Below are 21,311 nucleotides of genomic sequence, written 5' to 3' on the forward strand. Positions count from 1 at the left end.
CACTGAAGTCTCACGCTGTGCATGGTTCACATCCCCTGAAGAAGACATGCATGAGGAGGGGCGGGACGCGACGCCTCGGTCGAGGTGCCGCGTCCCGCCCCGAATGACATGTGGTGTCGTGTTGCGCTCGCGGGTGGGGCGCCGGCGCTGAGGGCGGGCGGCAGGTGGGGCGTCGCCCGAGGACGCCGGTATCCCTGCCAGGTCAGCTCGTCAGACGGAAGGTGGCGTCACTGCGTCCCGTCGCGGTGGTGATCGGTTCGAGCTTCAGCTGGTAGGCGTAGTGGCGGATGTAGCGGTCGGGGTGGTTGTACGACTGGAACGAGGACCAGGACGAGTCGGCGAGTCCGGCGACCTGACGGAAGGTGGCGTCCGCGGCGAACTGGGCGGTGCCGTCGTTGTAGGCCAACTGGAAGTCGTAGTTGGAGTGCCGCAGGTAGTAGCCAGGGAAGTTGACCGACTCGAAGGAGACGGTGCCGGAGCCGGCCAGGCCCGGTCGCGGCCGGAACTTGGCGTCGTCGTTGGTGACGTTCTGGTCGATGCGCACGTCGAAGTTGGCGTGCCGCACGTAGCGGTCCTGGAAGTTGAAGGACTGCAGCCGCTGGGCCGGGGTGTTCGCCCAGCGCGCCTGGATCCGGGCGTCCTCGGCGGCCGTCAGGTTCAGGATCGAGCCGTGACGCTTCTTGGTGCCGCCCAGGGAGTAGGTTCCCGACGTCGGGAGCTTGTAGGTGCCGGAGGCGGACGGGTTGGTCGTCGTGACCGGCATGTATCCCTTTCCGGCCGCGTACTGGTCGAGGTAGAGCGTCCACTCGTTGCGGTCGCGGAACTTCATCCACATCGGACCCTCGACCTGAGAGCCGGTCAGGCCGATGCCGGAGAGGTCGCCGAGGTTGGTCCAGGTGCCGAGGATCGAGTTGCTGCCCTCAAGGGTGATCTGGCCGTCGCCGGAGGCCCGCACGTAGCGGTAGTTGCCGACGCCGGAGGGGACCTCGACGATTTGGGTGTCGATGATTTCCTGGGTGCCGGGGCGGTCGATGTAGAGCTGCGGGGTGGTGATGGAGCGGAAGTCGGTGGTGCGGGCGTAGTAGATGCGGTGCTTCGTCGCGCCGTTGAGGGGCTTGTTCGTCGCCCAGTACAGAACGTAGTCGTTGCTGGCCGGGTCCCAGATGGCCTCCGGCGCCCACGCGTTGCGTCCGTCGGGGATCTGGCCCGCTACGTTGAGCAGCCAGGGCTGCGACCAGGTGACCAGGTCCGTCGACTCCCACACCACGAGGTTGCGGCTGCCGTCGTTGATGGACTGGCTCCACGTCTGCCCGCAGTCGATGCACAGGTCGGTCGCGATGATCCAGTACTTGCTGCCGTCGGGCGAGCGGACCAGTGCGGGGTCGCGCACGCCGCGCGTGCCCACGGTGGAGCGCAGGGTCATCCCGCCGCCGTTGAGGTCGGTCCAGTTCAGGCCGTCCGCGCTGTACGAGAAGTACATCTGCTGACCGGTCGCCCCCTCCCCGATGAAGTGCGTCATCAGGTAACCCGGGTCGGCGGCGGCGGCCCGCTGAGGTGTGGCCACGACTTGGGCGGTGAAGAGCAGGCAGGCGGCGACAAGTATCGCCGCCAGCCGTGAGAGAACCGCGGGCATGTGCGTTCCTGTCTTTCTGGGGTGCCGTGATCAGGTGCAGGTGCAGGTGCAGGTGCAGGTGAGGTCGAAGGTGAGGGGTGAGGTCCGGCCTCCATACCGTTGGGCCAGGGCCGGCTCCGCGCGATGTGGGGGTGCCGCGTCGCGCTGGTCAGCGGCCGATTTGGCACGGTTTCCGCGTGAGCATGGCAGCGACCGGGTACCCAGCCGTGGCGGGTCAGGTGGCGAAGGCAGCGGAGAGGGCCGCCGGAGCCGGCTTGGAAGTACGCCGGAAACGGGTGCGTAACACGGGCTGTCCCCTTTGACGGCCATGGTTCGAAGGATCGAACGTTGTTCGCAAATTCGATCAGAAGATAGGTCTCAGTCAGAAGTACGTCAATGAAACCGGCAAGTTCGATTTCCACGCGTTCCCACCCCATAACCGCCCATGACGGTGAGACTTCCTCCGCCGCACCCCTTGAGCTGCGAAGACTTCCCTACGCGTTCGGGCTGTGCGTGAACGCGGCCATCCGGAAGTCGCAGGATCTCCCGTCGCGCTCGAGGCGACCGAGGTGCACGGCCTCACCCTGGCCGACCAGGTCCCCGGCTACTCCCCGCTCGGCGCCGTCTACCTCAGGCAGCGCCAAAGCCCGGCGGGCATGGCCAACAGCGGATGGATGTTCACCACCTTCAGCCGCTACTGCCCCGACCGCCTCGCCGGCACTGCCGATCTTCCGAGCAGCCCGGTCTGGCAGGGCTCTTGGCGGCTCCCGCACATCTTCATCTGCTCGCGCAACAACCGTCACCTCCCCTGGCGATGTCCAGCTTGTGGGGCACCCGCCGCCCGGCCCACGAGCAAGTGGATGGTCTGGGAGTCCGGGCACGCCCAGGACCTGTTATGGGGAGGCTCGTTGTCAGTGCCTCGTGTTTGATCGCATCAGTTCGGCGTGGACACGCCAGGGGGGTAGAGCGGTGCGTGAACAAGTGGAAGCAGTTCCGTGCGGTGGCCACCTGTCGCTACGCGGACTCCGCACGCGCGCTTCTGGGAGAAGCTGCCGAGAAGGCATCGCAATGAAACCCACTCGACCCGCTCAACCCACTGACGGGATCATGGGCAAATGCCGTCGACCGAACCAGCAGCCCGCCAGCTTCAGGACCGTGCCGTTCTCTGGAGCATGGGCGAGATCCCCGCAACCGGCGTCGTCACTGCTGCCTGTGATGCACTCGTTGCCGGTCTCGACAGTCCTGCCCTGCGGATCTTGGCCGCGTGCACACGCGCGGAGGCGGACTACGACGTCCCCGACCTCCTGCCCCCGGCACTCGACGAACTGGGCCTCACCTTCCACTCAGCGGGCAGCGTTGCCGGACAGGAAGCCGCCGCGCGAGCACTTGCCGCCCGGATGCTGGCCGGCGAGCTGACACCACGCGAGCTGGCCTGCCGAATCCACCATCGTTTCGGGCACGAGCTGCCTCTGGTTGAACGACTCGCCAACCTGGACGACGACTACGACGTCCTCGAATACGGCGACAGAACACAGGCTCAGGTCGACGCCGATGTCACAACCGAAGCTCTTCGACTTGCACGGCATCCTGGTGTTCCAACCGAACCCCACGGATGCACCGATCTGAAGCAGACCGACGGACCCGTGGATTCAGGCTGAAGGGCCTTCGGTTTCCCTGAACCCACGGGGGTCAGGGCCCCGGAGTCCTAGCTCGGACACCAGCCGCAAGGTATTGGGGTGATCACGTGCCCGCCGCGGTGGCCGCCTCTCAATGGAGGGCGGAAAACAGGAAGCGTCGGCTCGTTCGCCCCGCGGAGGGGTCGCCGAGCCGGTCACCACGGCGGTGGCGCAAATCCCCATGAATCTCGCTTCTGTGTCGGCGTAATTCCGCAGCCCCGCAGTCACAAGTCCCCGTGCTATTCCTTGCGGATCGGTGGTTCCCCACAGGCATGCCGGTGCCGGGTTGAGGGTCGCCGGGTACTGGTCATTGAAGATGTAGTCACCAGTGGTGGACAGATCGTGCTGTCGACTGCGGAATTGCGTGCTCTGGGGGCTCAGGTGCAGGAGACTCTGTGCGTGATCGACCGTGAGCAAGGCGGTGGGAATTGTGCTGGTGGAGCATCGAGGGGGCCAGGTCCCGGCCGAAGGGGACGCGTGTGAATCCGTAGTAGCCCCTGGACACGGTCGATCAAGGAATCCTCCTGGGGTAGGGGCAGAACTCCGCCTGGGCGGCGACCAGTTCGGCCGATTCGTCGGCCGTGGCCCGCAGCAGACCTCCGCACGTGCTGGAGATGCCCGCCCCGGTCGTCGCGGAGGCTCTGAGCTATCACCGGGGCACCATGGCCAAGCTGGCCTCCGAAGCCGTAGGCACGGGGGCCGGCGCTCTGCGGTCGGCCCGACCACGTTCCAGCCGTGGTTCATGGTGAGGTGTCGGTTCCGCCTTCGCGGGACAGCGGAACGTCGTTGACGTCGGCGTCGGCGTCGGCGTCGGGTCGGCGTCGGTGCGGGCGTGATGCCGGCGTGCGGGATGGCGCAGCTGGCCGGAGCTGTCCCGGGCGATGCCACACGGACCTTGATCACCGGCTCGGGCCGTACCAGCGTGACCGTTCAGGCTCTTCCGGCTGCCCCACCCGGCCGGTGCGGGCGGCGAAGGTGGTTACCGGAGATGACGGAGCCGATGCCGAATCCCGCGGGTCGGGAGCCATGGTGGAGAATCGTGGCCATGAGTGAGAACGTCTATTTCCAGGTTTCCGCGAACGGTGAGGATCTCGGCCGCATCGTCTTCCGGCTGTTCGACGACGTCGTGCCGAAGACCGCCCGCAACTTCCGTGAGCTGGCCACCGGCCAGAACGGGTTCGGCTACAAGGGTGCGCCCTTCCATCGGGTCATCACCGAGTTCATGCTGCAGGGTGGCGACTTCACCAACGGCAACGGCACGGGTGGCAAGAGCATCTACGGTGAGAAGTTCGCCGACGAGAACTTCCAGCTCAAGCACGACCGGCCGTTCCTGCTGAGCATGGCCAACGCGGGTCCGAACTCCAACGGCTCGCAGTTCTTCATCACTACTGTGGTGACCCCGTGGCTCGACGGCAAGCACGTCGTCTTCGGCGAGGTCGTCGAGGGCGCGGACGTCGTCAAGACGATCGAGGCGCTCGGCAGCTCCTCCGGCGCCACCAAGAAGAAGATCGTCATTGAGGAGAGCGGCGTCGTCCCCACCGTCTGATCATCGTTCGTTCGGGGCGCCTGTCCAGCGCCCCGAACGGATGTCCACGTGCGCATGCACCACGGCGCCCTGTGGCCTACTGGGCGCGGCAGGCGGTCCGGGGTTGCCGAAGAGCGCGACGCCGCCGGGGGAGAGGCCGGGCCGGGCGCGGTGTCGGCGAACGTACAGCCACCTTCTGAAGGACCACGCCGACACACACGGGGCGGTAGAGCGAACTTCAGCACCGGCCTCAGCCCCGCACCACGGCCGGACAGCTCGTGACCACCGGCCGCCGGCGGATCCTCCACCTGGCCCGGCGCTGGCCCTGGACCAGTCACATCACCGCTGCCCTCGACCGGCTCGCACTCCTGCCGAAACCCGGCTGACCAGCAGCTTTCCCGCCCCTACGACAACAGCCCGACACCGGAGCAGTGGAACCGGGCGCCACCCCGAGACGACACTCGGGCCCTCAGCCTGCCCATCCCCAGCCCACGGCACAAAAACGGTCCACCGACTCCGTCGGCGGACCGTCACGAAAGATCGAGGCTAGACGATCACGCGAAGGGCGCGGCTCGTTTGTTGAGCGGCACCCCGGATGCCGGCGACGACGTAGCGAGAACAGAGAGCCGATCCGCAGAAAACAACTTGGTGGGCCTGACGTCGCAGGTCCCTGCGGCGCCCGCCCACCCCATAGTGTTCTCCTACGGACTCAAGAGCTCTTACGGGCCACCGGTGTGCGCCAAGCGCGGTCCGGCCACCTACGGAAGTGCTCGACGCACAGCAGCCCAAGATTCGCTGCCGCGCCTGCACCGGCTATGGCTGCAGCAGGCGCCAGAAGGCCGGAAAGCGCGTAACAGCCGAGCCATGCCCCGAGGAGCGCCCCGCAGACCGCGGCGACCAACCCAGCGCGCCGGATCTGGGATGAGCGCTCGTTACGGGTCCAGGCCAGGTAGGCGCCGAGGCCTACCATCAGGCCCGTCCCGGGCACGATCACGCTCGCGCTGGCCACGAAGTCATCGGGACCTACTGTCCAGATCAGCAGAACCCCCAGTAGCCATCCGCCAAGACCGAGCGGGACGACGGTCACGGTCCGTACCCAGACGCTCGCGCGGGGACCGAAGCCACCGCGCCTGCGCGACCAGCGTGCGATCACGGCGAGCAGAGCGAGGCCGAGGGTTGTGCCGGCCAGGGTGACTCCGATCAGCAGTTTGGCCACCGTGGACATGCTCCACGGAACGGCTTCGAAGTTGACGGGCCGCATGTCGAACTGGGACCTGTCCACCTTGCCGGTGTCGAAGAAGGTGGTCAGTAGACGCTTGCCGGCTTCCGGACGGTGCTCCCAGAAGTCGGCGGTGTGGCCCAACCCGGGAAGGATCACCTGTTGTCCCCGGGACAGGGCGGGCAGCAGTTCGTCGGTGGCCAGCTGCGCCGGGGTGGAGAAGTCGACCTCACCGCTGACGAGGAGTGTTTCGACGTCACTGGGCCGCATCTCACGATACTTGGCGTTGTCGGGGCTGTCCGGCCATACCGTGGACAGACCGGACTCGCCGGCCCACAGGAAGTCGGTTGAGGCGTTGCCCAGGGTCGAGCCCGGATCGCCACCACTGTCGTAGTAGCGCTGTGCTGCTGGTCCATCGATCATGGCGAAGGAAGCGAACTCGCCCCAGACGATGGAATCCGGCAGTGTGAGGTCGCCGAGGACAGACATGGCCCACAAGGCGCCGGTGTCCCGGCTGAGGTAGGCGTCGATGACGGTCGGAGCGTTGTTCGGTGCCGAGGCCGGACCGTTGTGATGCATGGCGTACTGGCTCAGGACCCGGACGTTGGTGTCCTTGATGCGGAAGGGCCCCCAGCGTTCAGGGATCTCGCCGGCGGTCTTCCGGATCGATTCGGCGAGGTCGGATGTACGCGCGGCGCAGGCGTCGTCGTCGTCGCACAGCCGTGTGTACTGGGCGAACTGCGCATCGGAGATGCGCGGGTCCCAGAAGAAGTGCCCGGGCGGATTGACCGACACCATCGCGGAGCGGTGCAGCACCGCCGGGTGCCGCCAGGAGTAGATCATGGCGGTGCGTGTTCCGGCGCTGGAGCTGAGCAGGTTGATCTGTGAGTAGCCCAGGGCTGTGCGGGCCGCTTCCAGGTCCTCCACCCGCTGGAGTGCGGAGTAGCCGGTGAGTTCGATCCCGTCGTCGGTGAGGCGGTCCGCACACAGTTCGAACGCTTTGGTGGTGGCAGGCAGTGTCTTCGGTCCCGCGATTCCGTCGGCGGATTGCATGACCGCGGTGACCTCGGGGCAGTCCAGACGGCGCGATCCATCGATGCCCCGGTAGCCGACCAGGACCACATCGTGTCTGCCGGTGAGCCGGCTTGCCTGCGGGAAGTCCATGTTCGTTCTTCCGGGGCCGCCGCCCAGTCGGAAGATCGGTTCAGCGGGGTCGGCGGACGTGGTCCGGACGCGGGTGACCGGAAGTGCTATCAGTTCGGACTTGGGGTCACGCCGGTCCTCCGGGACGGCGAGTGTGCCGCAGTCGGCGGCGACGGTTCCGGCTTCGGTGTCGTAGTCGCAGGGCCGCATGGTGAGTGACCCGGAGGTGGCCCCCTCGGGTACGGACAGGAGATGTTCTGGCCGCAGCGCCAAGTAGCAGAGCGACGCCAGGAGTCCGCCGGTGACCACGAAGGCGAGCAGGGGCCGCCAGGACGTGAGACGTGTCATGTCGTTTCCGTATAAGTGTGTGAGGGCCCGAGCTTTCCCCGTGGGGAGGTGCGGCGGGCACCGGCGCGTGGGGTGTCTCGGGTCTTCGGGCCGTCGGGGAGCCATGTCAGCCTCGCTCCCACAGCGGCAACCGGAACATGGCGTAGGTGAACTTGCCGCTGATACGTCCTGCGGTGTCGAAGTGGAACACGTCCACGCCGTGCCATTGCATACGGCCGCCGTAGCGTGCACGGGCGAACAGGCGCAGTGGCAACGGCACATGACGGCCGGACTCTCCGCTCATGTCGAGCCGGCAGGCCCAGCGGATCGTGGCGCGGCGGTTCGGCTCGTCGATGATCTTGTCGTACACGGCGAAGTGCATGGCGCCGTAGCGCCCCGCGAAGTGCGGTTCGAATTCTTTGCGGATCGCCGCGATGCCACGTCGTTCCGGGAGGTGGCCGGGCAGGTACACGGCGTCGTCGGTGAAGAAGGACATGACCTTGTCGAGATCGGGGCTCGGCTCGTTGAAGGCGGCAACGAAGTCGTCGATGGTCTGGCTGAGGTCGGTCGGGGTGGCGGAGATGGTCTTTCACTCCCGGAGCGCGATGGGGCTGGCGGATGTCGGGACATTAACAGAACGCCCATCCGTTAACAAGAGACGGGTGTTCTGTTAAGTCTGGACTAGGATGAACGGTCATGTCAGCGCCATTCCAGCGGGCTCGACGCCCTGATCAGAAGGAGCAGCGCCGGGAGGCCATCCTCACCGTTGCTCGGGAGCTCGCCGAGCGTTCCGGCGTGGCCAGGGTCAGCCTGCAGGACATCGCCACCGCGGTCGGACTCGCCAAGTCCAACGTGTTGCGCTACTTCGGTACGCGTGAGGAGATCTACCTGCATCTGCTGATGAGCGCGGGAGCTGAGTGGGCGAGCGCGGTAAGTGCCCGGTTGCAGGAGGTGAGTGGGACGGAGGCGACGGCGGGCGTTCTCGCGGATGCCTTCGTGGACCGGCCGCTCTACTGCGATTTGACCACGCACGCGGAGACGATGCTCGAGCACAATGTGTCCGTGGAGGTGCTGAAGGTCTTCAAGAGGTGGGCCATCGACACCTACTGGGCGGTCGGCCAGCGCATCTCCGTCGCCTGCCCGGAGCTGACCCCTGCCGATGGTGCTGCCCTGGTGATGACAGCCAGTGCTTTCGTGGCGAAGCTGTTTCCCATCACCCGCCCGCCTGAGGCGCTGCGTGAACTGTACGCGCGCGAGCCGGAAATCGCGGGGGCGTTCCCGCCGTTCCGCCCGACACTGCAGCGCATGGTGGCGGCCACCGCAGCCGGCCTGCCTCTGGTGCGTTAGGGACTGTGCCGAGTTGAGATCACGGGTTTGGTTTGGCTGTTTCGCTGTCTGGGCCGGGCTGGGACGGTAGACAGGCGCCATGACCCGGGGTGATCTCACGGACGACGAGTGGGCTGTTCGAACCGCTGCTGCCGCTGGGCGAACGCGGTCCCATTCCTGACCTGCGCGGACTCGTCAACGGCGTGATGTGGCGGTTCCGTACGGGCGGGCCGTGGCGGGACATGCCCGAGCGGTACGGGCCCTGGTCCACCGTCTACGGGCGGTTCCACCTCTGGGTCGGGGCCGGGGTCTTTCAGACGCTGCTGGAAGCGGTGATCGCCCAGGCCGCCGCGCGTGGCCAGGCGGACCTCGGCCTGGTGAGCGTGGACTCCACCGTGGCCCGGGCCCACCATCACGCCGCCGGGATGACGGTCGATGCGGAGCTGCTCGAAGCCCTGGAGAAGGCCGTCGCGAAGGAAAAGGGGCTTCGCCAAAGGGGCCAAACGCCCGGTAGTCGAGCCGGACGAGCAGGCGGACGCCGCCCGCGAGGAGCGACGGCGCCTGCGCCGACGCCGCAGGGCCCGGCTCCGCGCCGCCGAACTGGGGCGCTCACGCGGCGGGCAACCAGCAAGGTTCACTCACGCCGGGATCTCGTTCTGGCTGTACTCCGGTGTGGACCCCGCAGAGTGCGCTCGCCGCGCGGGCCAGAGCATTGAGGTCCTCTTCCGCCACTACGCTAAGTTCCTGGACGGCGTCCGAGAGCAGGCCAACCGCCTCATCGAGCAGTCCATGCAGGAGTGGGACCGCGTCAGCCAGGGTGCGGAGCCTGAAGGGTGAGTGGGGGTTTGGTCCGTGACTGGTCCGGAAGCACTGGTCAGGAGCGGGACAGCAGTGGGAGGAACTGGGAGTTATGACGTAGGTCGGTCGTTGCTCTGAGCTGACCGAGGGAAAGGCGCCTGACGGGCAAAAGCCCAGGCCAGGCGCCTTTCTTCGTGCCTCTAGAAGAAGCCCAGCCTCTTCGGCGAGTACGACACCAGCAGATTTTTCGTCTCCTGGTGGTACACGAGCAGTACCCCAGTTGACCTGCGGTGACGGGGTGATGTCGGTGGGCAGGTGAGAACGTGGTCCGGAGATGGCCCGGATCTTGGTCTCGGACGAGTGACCCCGGCTACCCCTCCCTCCTTCTTCATACGCGTCGTTCACCGACGCAGCTGCCGCTGGTCGTCAAGCTGCGACGGGGGCGTAGCAAAGGCATTGTTCGGTTCAGTGGCCGGCCTTCGGACGTCGGCGGCGGCCGAAGAGCGTTGAGGAAGCGAACCTTGCCGTTGAGGCGAGCAGCGGACTCATAATCCGTCTGCCGTGGGTTCGAGTCCCACCCGCCCCACTTCCGCAGATCTCTGACCTGCGGAAACGTTCAGTTTGTCCTGTCGGAGCGTCAACTTCGCCTGAACGGACTGAATCCGCTGCGCCTGAGTTCGGCAGCGTCGTCGCCAAGGGCAGTCCGAACCGCTCTGACCTGCACGGATGTCGCAGCTCGTAGCCGGGGGAGGTCGCCGCATGTGGTCTCTGTGAGTGGCTGGGCGCCTGATTCGGGACGCTGGCAGGACGCAGGGAAATCGGAAGTGGCTGCCGCGGCGCCGTCCTGTCCGACACTGCTGTGGTCGGTGGGCGGAGTGGCGGCCGATGATCAGAGTGCTGGGGCCCCTTGGATCACGGGGTAGCCGCCGAACGCGGGGCGGGAGAAACGGCCCGTACAGGAAACGGCCCGAAGGGACACTCGGGGTGCGCGGAGACGGTTGTGGACGTTCACCCCGTTCCGTACGAGGCCTCGTCCTTCAGTGTGGGGGACGGGGCTATCCCCGCGTGCGCGAGGCCGACTTCGCCGATCCCACACCTGACATCAAGATTCAGCAGTTATCCCCGCCTGCGCGGACCCGACGTCACCACCGGCACAGGCGCCACCGGCGGTTCGGAGCTATCTCCGCTTGCGCGGGGCCGATGACGACTGCGTGGACCATACGAACCACCAGCAGGAGCTATCCCCACGTGCGCGGGCGCCGACGCCGAGTCGGGCTGCGCTCACGTCTCCAGGTAGGGGCTATCCCCGCGTAAGGCGGGGCCGACCCGCGCTTCAGGTCGTCCTCTCCGATCGGGTCGGAGCTATTCCCGCGTACGCGGGGCCGACTCCTTGACCAGAACAGAGCCTGTCCACTTAGGGGAGCTATCCCCGCGTGCGCGGGGCCGACGTCACGGCATGTACTGGAACAGAGGTTGACGCGGAGCTATCCGCGCGTGCGCGGGGCCGACCCTCGGCCACGGTCAGGTACGACTCATCGGCCGGAGCTATCCGCGCGTGCGCGGGGCCGACGCGATCGCGACCGGGTCCGCGGTGCCGGAGACGGAGCTATCCGCGCGTGCGCGGGGCCGACCCTCCCTGAGCTGGCACGTTCGCGGCGATCAAGTGCGATTTCATGCACTTGCGTCGAGGCGCGGTGTGCCTGCCTGAACTTCGGATTTTTCCTGGGTGGGTCTTGTCAGGATGAGGCCGCAAGAGTAGGCGCGGGCGCGGCCGAGGCCTGTAGTGATGGTTTTGGTGAAGGTGGCCGGGTCAGTGACGGTGAGGGTGCCGCGAATTTCGGCACGGGTGATTTTCAGGCCCTTGTGGTGGTCGGTGCTGACCGGCGGCAGCATCCGGATGGCGAGGGTGGTCTGCTCGGCGTCGGCGCCTATGCGGGGGATACCGTTCGGCGCGGTGGCGGGTGTTCCAGCGGGTTGGAGGCGGTCCTCGAACCAGGTGCGCACGTGTGCGGGTAGGGCGTGCGGAAGCCGCTTGATGACAGGTTTGCCCTTCTGTTTGAGGTCCGCCCGCGTCTTGGTCGGGGAGACCACGGTGCGGAACGTGAATCGGTCCCCGGCTCTGATGGTCTCGTCGACGGTACGAATGTCGACTGGGGCGCACAGAGCCCCGCGTGGGATGGCGGCCCAGTCGGGGCGTACGCGTGACCGAACGATGATCAGCAAGGTTTGCGTCGCCAAGTTGGCGGACCAGGTGGACAGGACGCCAACTTGGGCGCGGGCGGCGTCGGCGCCGTCCGGGACCCATCCTTTGAAGCCGCCCATCACGATGCGATGCATGTGGTGGGCGTCCATGAGGGCGGGCGCGGCATAGGTGTGGTTGAGGGACAGTTGGATGATGCTCTGGCAGGTGATCAGTCGGGAGATGCTCACGGGATGATGTCCCATCCGATGGTCGGCTCGGGGCTGATGCGGGTGCGGGTCTCCCACCGTGCCGTGTGGGTGCGGTGTTCGGGGTGGTAGGTGACGGGCTGGTCTGTTCTCTGTGCGGCGCCGGGGGTGCCTGGGGCGGCTTCGATCCAGGCCCAAGGCTGTGGACTGGTGGCGTTGGGCAGGAGCGCGGTCGTGGTGAGAACCGTCTCGGTGGTTCCTGGATGGACTCCGCCGGAGATGGTGCCGCTCGGGGGGCAGGACTTGCGGCCGAGCCAGAGGAGGCGTTTGGGGTGCTCCAGGGCGTGGCTGATGCGGTGCAGGAAGTCTTGGTCCGGGTGTTCGACAGCCGCGACGAATGCGGCGTCCGCCAGGTACCAGCGGGTCGTCATCATTGCGTCGCGTGTGGTGTTGCCTGCCAGCAGAACACCGGTCTTCGGGTCCGGGGCGATTTCTTTCGGGGCGCCGTACCACTTGGTGACGGAGCGGGCGGCGAGGTGTCCGAACACGGGTCCGGTGCTGGTGTCGAGAGTGGCGGCGGCCTTTTCGGCCCGGCGGTGGTCGGTGATCAAGTCGCGGGGGCGTAGCGGGTAAGTGCCGCTCCCGACGATGTGGAAGTCTCGGACGGCGGTGCCGGGGCGGTCGGCCCTTACGGCGAAGCGCAGGTCGGTCAGCGCGCCGAGGTCGTCTGCTCGGTCCAGGCCGATGGCGGCGGCGATGAGTCCGGTCACGCCGGACTTCGTCGGCCGGTTGAGGGTGTCGCGACGGTCGAACCGGGCCAGGGCTCCCCACGACTGGAGGGGGCCGGCCAGGCGTAGCAGAAGCACGGAGCTCACCGGCTGGTCAGCTCCTCGATGCTGTTGGCTTCCGCTCCGGGCAAGGTGCCGGCGGCCGCACGGGAGTCGATGAGTTCCTGTACGTCGAGGTCGTAGGTGAGCACCTGGGCGGGTGAGATGTCCGTGCGCTTTCGCAGAACGAGGGCGTGCTGGTTCATGAGGCGGTCGGCGGCCGCGACGGATGCCACGCCATCTGTCTCTTCGGCGATCGGCTTTTCGAAGATCCCGGCATAGTTGAAGGGCCGGGCCCCGGTGAAGGCCATGACCAACTTGGGCAGGACGCCGGTTGCAGCCGTGGTGTTCTTCTTGGCCTGGGGGATAGCGTTGGCGAACGCCTCGACGAATTCGAGTTCGGCGGCTTCGGCGGCGGCCTGTACCTGATCGGGCTTCATGCCGGAGGCGAGCAGGTTGATACGCAGCTTGTAGCGGTCGAGGACCGCGTGGCGGTAGAAGGTGCCGGAGATGAGCGATTGGTAGCCGGTCATGCCTGCGCCGGAGTCGTCGGCGGCGTCGATGTAGTCCAGGGCGTGGGCTTTGCGGTGGAGCTTGGCGTCGTCGGCGGCGGCGTAGAAGTCATCGATGTGTTCGGCGGCATGGACGGTGAAGGCATGCGCCGTCTGGATGGCGCCGTCCACGTTCGGCGAGTCGGCGATCTCGGCGAGGAACCGGCCGTAGAGGGCGATGTCGATGGCGTCGCGGGGAGCGAGCGCCAACAGGATCGCTTCGCGGATCTTTCGGGGTACGGGCGGGAGCTGATCCTCGTTGGGCTGGTTGTTATCGGCAGCTGGGGCGGGGGCATCTGTGCCGTTCTTCTTCGCCTTTCTGGCGGCGGCGGCCGCGGCTTTCTTCGCGGCCTCGGCGGCGGCCCCCGCTTCCTTGGCCGTGAGATAGTCGGTGGCCCAAGCGGTCACTTCGGCACGGTGTTCCTGGACCCAGTCGGCGACGACTTGTCCGGCGTCCTCGGGCGCGAACAGCAGCACCTGGGTCAGGTCGCGAGTGGTGGGCCTGGCACCGAACTTCAGGCCGACGCCTTCGAGCAGGGCCTTAGCTGTGGCCAGCGCATCGGTCCGGTCCCATCCGTATCGGTCGGCGAGCGCCTTGGCGGTGAGTTTGGCCCATTCGCGGGTGCGGATGCCCATGGTGTATCCGGCGAGTGGTCCCTGGCCGACGTTGGCGCGCTCGCGGCTGTGGGTGCGTTCGGCACGTCGTCGTGCCTGTGAGGTGATCATCGTACGGGGGTCGCCGCCAAAGACGAACTGCTTGGGCATGCCGTTCTCGTCGCGTACGGGAAGCGCGGCAGTGAATGTCTCCAGCAGGTGCAGGGAGAGGTACTGGTCACCGGTGAGAAGCTCCGCGGCCGGGGTGGTGAGGGCGGTCACGTGGTTGTCCTCTTCGTGTAGGTGGGGGTGTAGAAGGAGGCGCCCCAGGTGTCGGCGACGGACCTGTCTCGGCTCTTCAACCGGTCGCGGCTCTTCCAGCGGGTCAGGTCCTCGGGGAGCTGGGCCCAGGACGGCGGGGTGGTGTCGCAGGCGCGGGTCCGTTCGATGGCGTGCTGCAGGTGTCGCCAGGGGATCTCGCGGGATGCGGTGATCCGGTCCAGCAGCCGCTTGGCCCCGGGGTCGGCGGGGCCGCGGCCGGCACCGCTGCCGATCTTCCGCATGGCTGTGCCCATGTCGCCGTATCCGTAGTGCGGGCGGAGGGCTCCGGCGTGGTAACGGGCGAAGAGGAACGCGGTGAATTGGTAGAATTGCTGCTGTTCTTCGGACGGGGCGAACGCCGCGGCGAGGTGGTGGGCCTCGGTACGTCGGGGCGGGTTGGGTCTGCGCAGCGCGGCGAGAGCGCCGAGATTGTGTGTGCGGACCAGGCCGCACAGCCAATCCGAGAGCTGGGCGCCCGATGGCTTTGTGTCGGCGGTCGGGGCAAGGTCAGGCATCTGCGGGTTCCTTCAGCTGGACAGGCGCTTTGCTGTGGCCGAGAAGGGCGAGGAGCCGGGCGCGCGCGGTGACGCGGGCCTGCAGTCCGGTGCCGCCTGGGGACAGGCTGGTCAGGCGCCCATCGAGGGACGTAATGGCCAGGGCGCGGATGTCGCGGCCGAAGTCAGCCAGGGACTCGACAGTGGCGCCGGTGTCGGCAACCTGGTCCAGCAGGCGATGGAACAGGTCAGCGGCACCGGCCCACATCTCAGGTTCGCCGTTGAAGCGGGCGAGTTGGGCGACCTTGTCGTCCGGCTTGGGATTGGGGTAGGCGATCTCGCGTGCGGCTGCGGCCACCAGGTAGAGGGAGCGCGCGGTGTATTCGCAGATCGCCGAGCCCTGCTCGGCGGCGTGGCGCAGCTGGGTCTCCCGGCCGGGCACGTACGGAAACTCGTCGGACACCCACGTCGTCAGCTTGCCCTGGGTGGCGAGCAGGCCGACGGCCCACAGGTGGACCCGGCGACTGTGCAGCATCGCGACACGGCCGTACAGATCAGTGCCCTTGTTTCGCTCGGCGACGGCCGAGTACAGAGCGTGGGACTCCCGCCATAGCTCCCTCGTGGGGGACGGCTTGAGCAGGGTCTTCTTCCCGCCCGGGGTTTCGAAGGTGACGGCGTCCTGCAGGTACGTGGCGGGCAGATCGGCAAGGGTTTCACCGGCGCCGATGAGTACCCGGTCAACGCCGACGCGGCCGTCAGGAAGGACGGTTGGGCGCAGTGCGATCGAGCGGCCGAGCACGGTGTGGAGATCCGCCGGGCCCTGCGGAGGGCGGACTTGCTGTGGTCCCGGCCGTGTGAAGTCTCGTCGCGAGGAGCCGTCCTGATTCCACGTCAGGTTGAGCGGACCGGGTTTGTTCGGCCACGGGGCGGTGTTGAGTCGCAGAAGGTCACCGATAGTGGCTCCTGGCCAGGCCGGGCGGGCGATGACCTTCAGGCGGGTGGCCAGCCGATTGGTGCCGAGGTTGGTGAAGGTCCCCGGCAGCCCCATGTCCTTGGCCTTGATCCTGCCGCGCATCCCGATCCCGTACGCGTGCTGGGTGAGCATCGCACGCCATGCGGCATCCGCCGCTACGGGCTCTGGGTGGTGGAGATGATGGAGGTTGAAGAACTGGTTGTAGTCCCCGACCCGTTCCAGGAAGAGCTGGGCGGGCCCGACTCCGTAGGTGTCGAGGTGAGGGCGGAGGACGGGGTTCTGGCCGAGGGGCCGCTCGGGGTCGAAGAGGTCCCAGCATCCGGGGTGACCTGCGATCCAGTCGGCCACCTTGTGCAGCGGCGTGCGGTCGGTGACCCACGACAACCACTCGTCAGAGGTCTCAGGGTGCTCATCCGCCGCGTAGATCAGCCCGATCAGCCAGTCGATCAGTGCGGCTGTTTCACCCGGGGTGTCGCCGCAGACAGCGGCCAGTTCGTCGGCCCGGCGGAACATATCGACCAGGTTCAGCTTGACGCGTTGCAGCTCAGGGCCAGTTGTCAGTGCCGGGATGCATGCTTGGGCTCGCGGTTCCCACCGCATCGTGCTTCCACCTCCTTCCAGGCGGAGTTGGACTTCAAAAAGAACGTGCTCTGTTGGCAGCACAGTTGAGGATGGGGACGATAGCACCATCCGGAGAGGAATATGACGACTAGTCATAATTGGTCAGTACGACGGCACTTCTACATCTGGGCCAAGACCGACCGGTACAGAATCAGTCGTCGTGGGGGCGGCCCGGCATGGAATCCGCTGCTCGCTCACGCTCTCGACACAGCCGCCTGCGTCGCTCAGCTGTGGGACCGCTATCTCCCCCTCACCGCCTGGGCCCGGCTCGCCGACGCGTTCGGCGGCGGGCGTGAGGACACGGCCCGCCGAGTGGTGATGTTCCTGGCCGCCCTGCACGACCTCGGGAAGGGCTCCGGGTGCTTCCTTCATATGTTCGGCACCAGCCGCTGGGACGGCCCCTATCTGCGGCAGGCCCGTGCCGAATGGGAGCGACAGGCCCGCGCCGCCGGTCTTCCCCTCGGCAAGGATCTCGACGCCCAGCCGGGCGCGCGACATGAGCACATCACCGCCGTGCACCTGCCGCGTCTCCTCGGCTGCACCTGCGAGGACTGCGGTGGGACCGGCTCGCCGTCAGCCGGGCTCCACACCACCGCTGCCCTCCTCGGCGGCCACCACGGAGACATCCCCAGCCCCGACACCATCGGCCGAGCGGCCATGGCGGCTGACATCACTGAGTGGCTACCGATCTACTCAGAACTCATCCAGGACACGGCCGATCTGATCGGAGTCGATCTCGCCGCTCTCCCCCAGCTGGTGACGCCCGAACGCCCCAGCGCACTGGTGCTGTTCGCCGGGCTGGTGATCCTCGCCGACTGGATCGCCTCAGACGAATCCCACTTCACCTACCGCACCCTCACCACCAGCCCGCCCGAGTGGTGGAACGCCTCCGGCATGCAGGCCCGAGCCGCGGTCACGCGACTACGGCTGGACGCCTGGCAGCCCGAGCCCGCCGCCGACTGGACCGACCTGTTTCCCGACACCCGACCGCGCCCCTTCCAGTCCGCCGCCATGGCCGCCCTGCCCGCCGCCGGTCCCGCGCTCGTCATCGTCGAATCCGACACCGGATCGGGAAAGACCCGCCTCGCCCTGTACTGCGCCCACCACCTCGCCGTCACCTGCGGATATCAGGGCCTGTACATGGCCATGCCGACTCGGGCCGCCGCCAACCAAACGGCCCGCGAGATCGCCACCTTCATGGACCGGGCCCTCGGCGAGCAGAACACGGCCAACCTCGCCGTCGTCCACAGCACGGCGGAGGCCACCGACTTCGTCCACCAGCTCCTCAACGCCGGACACACCCGAACGCAGGCGGCACTCGAAGGGCTCGAAGACTTCATCTCCACTCCCTCGCCCGACGACCCCCTACAGCGCCGGGCCGTCCTCAGCCCCTGGTACCTGCGCCGCTGCCTGGGCCTGATCGCCCCCTTCGCCATCGGCACCGTCGACCAAGTGGCCCTCGCCGCCCAGCCCAGCCATCACTGGATGCTGCGCATGTTTGGCCTCGCTACCAAGACACTCATCATCGACGAGGCCCACGCATACGAGCTCTTCCAACAAGGACTCCTCGAAGCCGCCATCGCATGGCTCGCCGACGCCGGCGCCTCGGTCGTCGTCCTCTCCGCTACCCTCCCCACCGCCGTACGCGCCGCCCTCATCCGGGCGTGGTGCGACGGCCACCGGGCCCCCGTGACGCACACGGACCAGGCCGGCCCCATCACCGTCGTAGACCAACACGGCACCATCACCCGCACCGGCCGAGCCAACAACGCCGGCCGAAGCAGCCAAAGCGACCGGACCGCCCCCGCCGAGCTGCACACTTTCATCGATTTCCAGCCGGATCCCGGCAGCGCCGCTCTTGCCGCGCAACTGATGGATGAGGCAGCAAAGGGCGGAGTCAGCCTCGTCATCCGCAACCGCGTGGCCACAGCCGTCGACTTGTACAGAGCCGCCACACACTACGCCCAGAGGTACGGAGTGTCACCGAGAGAGATCGTGCTCCTGCACGGTCAGAACCTGCCCCGCTACCGACTCCCTGGTGAAGACCTTCTGATCAGGCGTCTCGGCCCGGGCAAGGACCGCACGCACCGCAACCCCGGGCGGCCACATCGGCTTCTGGTCATCGCCACGCAAGTTGCTGAACAGTCCCTCGACATCGACTTCGACCGGATCTACACCGACCTCGCGCCAATCGACGTCCTCATCCAGCGTCGCGGCCGCGTCCACCGGCACCAAGTCAACGACTCCTCACGGCCCGAAGTGTTCCGCAAGCCCCTCATGACCGTTCTCACCCAGCCTGGCGCCGACGAACTGCCCATGGTCGAACCTGCGAACCCAGGCGAAGCACGGTCTCGGGGCAACCCCGACGGCCACGTATATTCCCCCTACCTCCTGGCCGCCACCTGGTACGCCCTCATCCAACACGCCCGCGAAGACGGCACCGTGCAACTCACCACGCCCGCAGACACAATCCCATTGATCGAAGAGGTCTACGGTCCAAAACTCACTGCCGTCGGCCCCCTCGGCAAGCTTCTCGACCGCACGTCACGCCGACTGCAAAGCGACCACCGTAACGAGGAGGGCCAGTCCCTCAGCCGTGCGTTCCGCCCATTCACCCGCCGCGGCAGGTCAATTCCCGTGACCGACCTCTCATCCGGCAAGAGCCACGGATCCGGCGACAGCAACGGCATCGCCGGCATCCGCGCCATCTCCCGCCTCAGCGAGCCTCCGATCGACGCCATCCTCCTGTACAAGCAGCCAAACGGCACCCTCACCTACGACCCGTCCGGACAGCAACGCGCTGACCTCGCCCGCCAGGGCGCCCACTCCCCGGCCCGCCACCGACAACAAAGAGACCTCCTCCTCAACACCGCGTCCCTGCCCGCACACTGGTTCACCGGAACCAACGCCCTCCCTCTGCCCGAGACCTGGCCGATAGTCCCCCGCGCGGCCCTGCGAAACCGCTACGTCGGCCTGTTGAACCCCAGTACCGGGGCTTGCATCAGTGGTCCCATCGGCATCATTTGTGATCCCGTCACCGGCTTGAGCAGGTGAACTAGGCAATAAATTCAGCCAGCCGACGACAACAGCTAAGGTGCTTCCTAGCCCCATTCGGGCATAGGTCGAGAGCGCGTCCATTCTGACCTTCGGCCCCGCCCAGGCGGGGATAGTTCCGGTGAGATCGGGACCGCGAAGTGGGCGACCCAGTCAGCTCCGCATGCGCGGGGATAGCTCCTACGGCCGCGCCCGCGGCTACGGCCAGATTAAGTCGGCCCCGCGCACGCGGGGATGGCTCCCTCGTCAAGATGTGCTCCCGCATGCTCCCGCCGTCGGCCCCGCGCATGCGGGGATACCTCCCACAACGCGTATAAGGTCGAGGTCCACGAGGCGCTGGCCCCGTGCATGCAGGGGTAGCTCCAGGACCGACATGACGGTGTTCTGGGTCATCAGGTCGACCCCGCGCATGCGGGGATAGCCCCGCGCCTGCGACCTTGTTCCAGACGCCGTGAATGTCCGCCCCGCGCACGCGGAGATAGCTCCATGACGATGCGAGGGGCAGGCGCGCGCATTCGGTCGGCCCCGCGCATGCGGGGATAAATCCCGGGTCGCGTCCGCGATCACATCACCCAGCTTGTCGGCCCCGGGCGCGCGGGATAGCTCCTTGGCGACCTCGTTGGGCGCGGGCGGGACGGTGTCGGTCCCGCGCACAGGGGGGATAGCCCGTACGGTGTCATCGTTGAGGCGACGGGGGAAATGTCGGCCTTGGGTACGCGGGGATAGCTCCAGCGTGGCTTACAACGCGGCTGCGTCCCATCAAGTGCCCCGCGCGCACGCGGGGATAACTCCCGGACCCGGACGTAGGTTCCGGCGACGTGGGTGTCGGCCCCGCGCGCGGGGATAGCTCCACGACCGCGACCGAGCATCGGCCGCCGTCGCCGTCGCCGTCGCCGTCGGCCTCGCGCATGCGGGGATAGCTCCGTCCGCGGCCACGCGGTGCAGCTCCTGCAGGAGTCGGCCCCGCGAAGGCGGGGATAGCTCCCTGTTCTTCATCCCGGGGATCGTCGCCACGGCCTCGGCCCCGCGCATGCGGGGATAGCTCCTGGACCTATTCGGCCTGATCATCAAGCACTGGTCGGCCCTCGCGCACACGGGGATGGCTCCAGGGCGTCCGCCATCGTCCGGCCGTAACTGGTGTCGGCCCTGCGCATGCGAGGAAAGCTCCATCCCGGCCCGTCGGGAACGGACTGCGCAGAGATCAGGTCGGTGCCGCGTACGCGGGGATAGCTCCACCTATGGCGGCAGCCCGGCCGACGTCCTCCAGTCGGCCCCGCCCACGCGGGGACAGCTCCGTCTACGCGTCGATGCGGTACGCGCTCGCCCGGTCGGCCCCGTGCACGCGGGAATAGCTCCGAATTACCCTTCGCACCGGAATCTGCCTGCGGTTGGTCGCTTGATCTTCTGTGGCAGGTTCACGTTTCAGCCCCTTGACCTCTCGTAGATCGATGACCCCATCACCGTCCTGGGACCGTGAACCTGGCCGGTCCTCTGAGCGCAGCCGTCGCGCCGCCCAGATCCGCGAGCCGTGCCGCAAGGGGGGCCTCCGCGAGTCGGGGTGGCAGTGTTGCGTAGAACTTGAGGACCGCGACTTTGTGCGCGCTCTGCACCGCCTCGGGCGCGGCGTCCAGCTCCCGCGGCCACAGGTTCCAGGTCGTCATGGCGGGCATGTCGCTGGTGTTGGCCGTCACGTGGATTGACAGAACGACGACAATTTGATTGTTACTGACCTTTCCGTTGAGTTGTCGCATCAAGCGGGAGGCCTGTTTCGGCGAGGCAACCGTCGATCAGGTGGGGTTGTCGTTGGATTTGGCGCAGGCCGCTGCGGACTGCTTCGACGAGGTGGTCGCGGTCGGTGAAGA

Annotated in this window: 15 protein-coding genes, 1 tRNA gene and 1 CRISPR repeat array; of the genes, 7 read left to right on the forward strand and 9 right to left on the reverse strand. The window is 67.3% G+C overall.

All coding sequences use genetic code 11. The annotated features are described in order from the left end of the window. Positions 1 to 202: 202 nt before the first annotated feature. A complete protein-coding gene (locus PUR53_RS19990; protein ID WP_329909128.1) occupies positions 203 to 1,633 on the reverse strand; it encodes a glycoside hydrolase family 43 protein in 1,431 nt (476 codons plus the stop codon). A 548-nt stretch (positions 1,634 to 2,181) separates the two neighbouring features. On the opposite strand from PUR53_RS19990, the gene PUR53_RS19995 reads away from it, so the two are divergent. The 3 genes from PUR53_RS19995 to PUR53_RS20005 all read left to right on the forward strand — a co-directional run bounded on the left by PUR53_RS19995 (position 2,182) and on the right by PUR53_RS20005 (position 4,834). After that, on the forward strand, positions 2,182 to 2,541 hold the full coding sequence (locus PUR53_RS19995) for a hypothetical protein (RefSeq protein WP_329909129.1): 360 nt from the start codon (positions 2,182 to 2,184) through the stop codon (positions 2,539 to 2,541). A 186-nt stretch (positions 2,542 to 2,727) separates the two neighbouring features. After that, the gene (locus PUR53_RS20000) at positions 2,728 to 3,270 is read left to right on the forward strand and encodes a hypothetical protein (RefSeq protein WP_329897414.1); all 543 of its coding nucleotides are present in this window, start codon (positions 2,728 to 2,730) and stop codon (positions 3,268 to 3,270) included. 1,063 nt (positions 3,271 to 4,333) lie between these two features. Further along, positions 4,334 to 4,834: a peptidylprolyl isomerase gene (locus PUR53_RS20005; RefSeq protein ID WP_329897413.1), complete on the forward strand. Its 501-nt coding sequence runs from the start codon at positions 4,334 to 4,336 to the stop codon at positions 4,832 to 4,834. A gap of 688 nt (positions 4,835 to 5,522) precedes the next feature. Here the strand turns inward: PUR53_RS20005 and PUR53_RS20010 are convergent. Next, positions 5,523 to 7,523 (reverse strand): alpha/beta hydrolase, encoded by a 2,001-nt coding sequence (locus PUR53_RS20010; RefSeq protein WP_329909131.1) that lies wholly within the window; start codon positions 7,521 to 7,523, stop codon positions 5,523 to 5,525. 106 nt (positions 7,524 to 7,629) lie between these two features. Then, positions 7,630 to 8,085: a YybH family protein gene (locus PUR53_RS20015; RefSeq protein WP_033530017.1), complete on the reverse strand. Its 456-nt coding sequence runs from the start codon at positions 8,083 to 8,085 to the stop codon at positions 7,630 to 7,632. A gap of 113 nt (positions 8,086 to 8,198) precedes the next feature. On the opposite strand from PUR53_RS20015, the gene PUR53_RS20020 reads away from it, so the two are divergent. The 3 genes from PUR53_RS20020 (at position 8,199) to PUR53_RS20025 (ending at position 10,212) form a co-directional block, all read left to right on the forward strand. Continuing rightward, positions 8,199 to 8,849 (forward strand): TetR/AcrR family transcriptional regulator, encoded by a 651-nt coding sequence (locus PUR53_RS20020; protein WP_329909132.1) that lies wholly within the window; start codon positions 8,199 to 8,201, stop codon positions 8,847 to 8,849. A gap of 89 nt (positions 8,850 to 8,938) precedes the next feature. Next, positions 8,939 to 9,544 (forward strand): transposase, encoded by a 606-nt coding sequence (locus PUR53_RS48245; protein WP_443080332.1) that lies wholly within the window; start codon positions 8,939 to 8,941, stop codon positions 9,542 to 9,544. Positions 9,545 to 10,065: 521 nt separating this feature from the next. Continuing rightward, positions 10,066 to 10,212 (forward strand) — tRNA-Ile (locus PUR53_RS20025). A 771-nt stretch (positions 10,213 to 10,983) separates the two neighbouring features. Further along, positions 10,984 to 11,257: a CRISPR direct-repeat array (repeat unit 30 nt; unit sequence CGGAGCTATCCGCGCGTGCGCGGGGCCGAC). Between the two features lie 40 nt (positions 11,258 to 11,297). Here PUR53_RS20025 and cas6e read toward each other — a convergent pair. From cas6e to PUR53_RS20050, 5 genes are read right to left on the reverse strand one after another with little or no spacing between them, the layout of a single operon-like run. After that, positions 11,298 to 12,056, reverse strand: coding sequence for a type I-E CRISPR-associated protein Cas6/Cse3/CasE (gene cas6e, locus PUR53_RS20030; RefSeq protein WP_329909133.1), 759 nt, complete (start codon positions 12,054 to 12,056; stop codon positions 11,298 to 11,300). Then, positions 12,053 to 12,889 carry a type I-E CRISPR-associated protein Cas5/CasD gene (gene cas5e / locus PUR53_RS20035; RefSeq protein ID WP_329909134.1) on the reverse strand — a complete coding sequence of 279 codons (837 nt, stop codon included), beginning with the start codon at positions 12,887 to 12,889 and terminating at the stop codon, positions 12,053 to 12,055. The genes cas6e and cas5e overlap by 4 nt, the downstream gene beginning before the upstream one ends. Next, complete coding sequence (locus tag PUR53_RS20040) at positions 12,886 to 14,268, reverse strand: type I-E CRISPR-associated protein Cas7/Cse4/CasC (RefSeq protein ID WP_329909135.1); 1,383 nt, start codon at positions 14,266 to 14,268, stop codon at positions 12,886 to 12,888. The genes cas5e and PUR53_RS20040 overlap by 4 nt, the downstream gene beginning before the upstream one ends. Next, on the reverse strand, positions 14,265 to 14,822 hold the full coding sequence (locus PUR53_RS20045) for a type I-E CRISPR-associated protein Cse2/CasB (RefSeq protein WP_329909136.1): 558 nt from the start codon (positions 14,820 to 14,822) through the stop codon (positions 14,265 to 14,267). Before PUR53_RS20045 ends, PUR53_RS20040 begins: the two co-directional genes overlap by 4 nt. After that, positions 14,815 to 16,464 carry a type I-E CRISPR-associated protein Cse1/CasA gene (locus PUR53_RS20050; protein WP_329909137.1) on the reverse strand — a complete coding sequence of 550 codons (1,650 nt, stop codon included), beginning with the start codon at positions 16,462 to 16,464 and terminating at the stop codon, positions 14,815 to 14,817. The genes PUR53_RS20045 and PUR53_RS20050 overlap by 8 nt, the downstream gene beginning before the upstream one ends. A 12-nt stretch (positions 16,465 to 16,476) precedes the next feature. On the opposite strand from PUR53_RS20050, the gene cas3 reads away from it, so the two are divergent. Further along, on the forward strand, positions 16,477 to 19,449 hold the full coding sequence (gene cas3, locus PUR53_RS20055; RefSeq protein WP_329909138.1) for a CRISPR-associated helicase Cas3': 2,973 nt from the start codon (positions 16,477 to 16,479) through the stop codon (positions 19,447 to 19,449). Positions 19,450 to 20,906: 1,457 nt separating this feature from the next. On the opposite strand, the gene PUR53_RS20060 is transcribed toward cas3, so the two are convergent. Continuing rightward, positions 20,907 to 21,140 carry a hypothetical protein gene (locus PUR53_RS20060; protein WP_329909140.1) on the reverse strand — a complete coding sequence of 78 codons (234 nt, stop codon included), beginning with the start codon at positions 21,138 to 21,140 and terminating at the stop codon, positions 20,907 to 20,909. Between the last annotated feature and the right edge of the window lie 171 nt (positions 21,141 to 21,311).

This window comes from Streptomyces sp. SP18BB07 (assembly GCF_036322545.1).
In the GTDB taxonomy this organism is placed as follows: Bacteria; Actinomycetota; Actinomycetes; order Streptomycetales; family Streptomycetaceae; genus Streptomyces; species Streptomyces deccanensis.

What these genes read in the sequence shown, in the direction of transcription:
- PUR53_RS19990 (WP_329909128.1), bottom strand. Translation starts at nt 1,633, where the DNA reads ATGCCCGCGGTTCTCTCACGGCTGGCGGCGATACTTGTCGCCGCCTGC.
- PUR53_RS20000 (WP_329897414.1), top strand. Translation starts at nt 2,728, where the DNA reads ATGCCGTCGACCGAACCAGCAGCCCGCCAGCTTCAGGACCGTGCCGTT.
- PUR53_RS20005 (WP_329897413.1), top strand. Translation starts at nt 4,334, where the DNA reads ATGAGTGAGAACGTCTATTTCCAGGTTTCCGCGAACGGTGAGGATCTC.
- PUR53_RS20010 (WP_329909131.1), bottom strand. Translation starts at nt 7,523, where the DNA reads ATGACACGTCTCACGTCCTGGCGGCCCCTGCTCGCCTTCGTGGTCACC.
- PUR53_RS20020 (WP_329909132.1), top strand. Translation starts at nt 8,199, where the DNA reads ATGTCAGCGCCATTCCAGCGGGCTCGACGCCCTGATCAGAAGGAGCAG.
- PUR53_RS20045 (WP_329909136.1), bottom strand. Translation starts at nt 14,822, where the DNA reads ATGCCTGACCTTGCCCCGACCGCCGACACAAAGCCATCGGGCGCCCAG.
- PUR53_RS20050 (WP_329909137.1), bottom strand. Translation starts at nt 16,464, where the DNA reads ATGGTGCTATCGTCCCCATCCTCAACTGTGCTGCCAACAGAGCACGTT.
- cas3 (WP_329909138.1), top strand. Translation starts at nt 16,477, where the DNA reads ATGACGACTAGTCATAATTGGTCAGTACGACGGCACTTCTACATCTGG.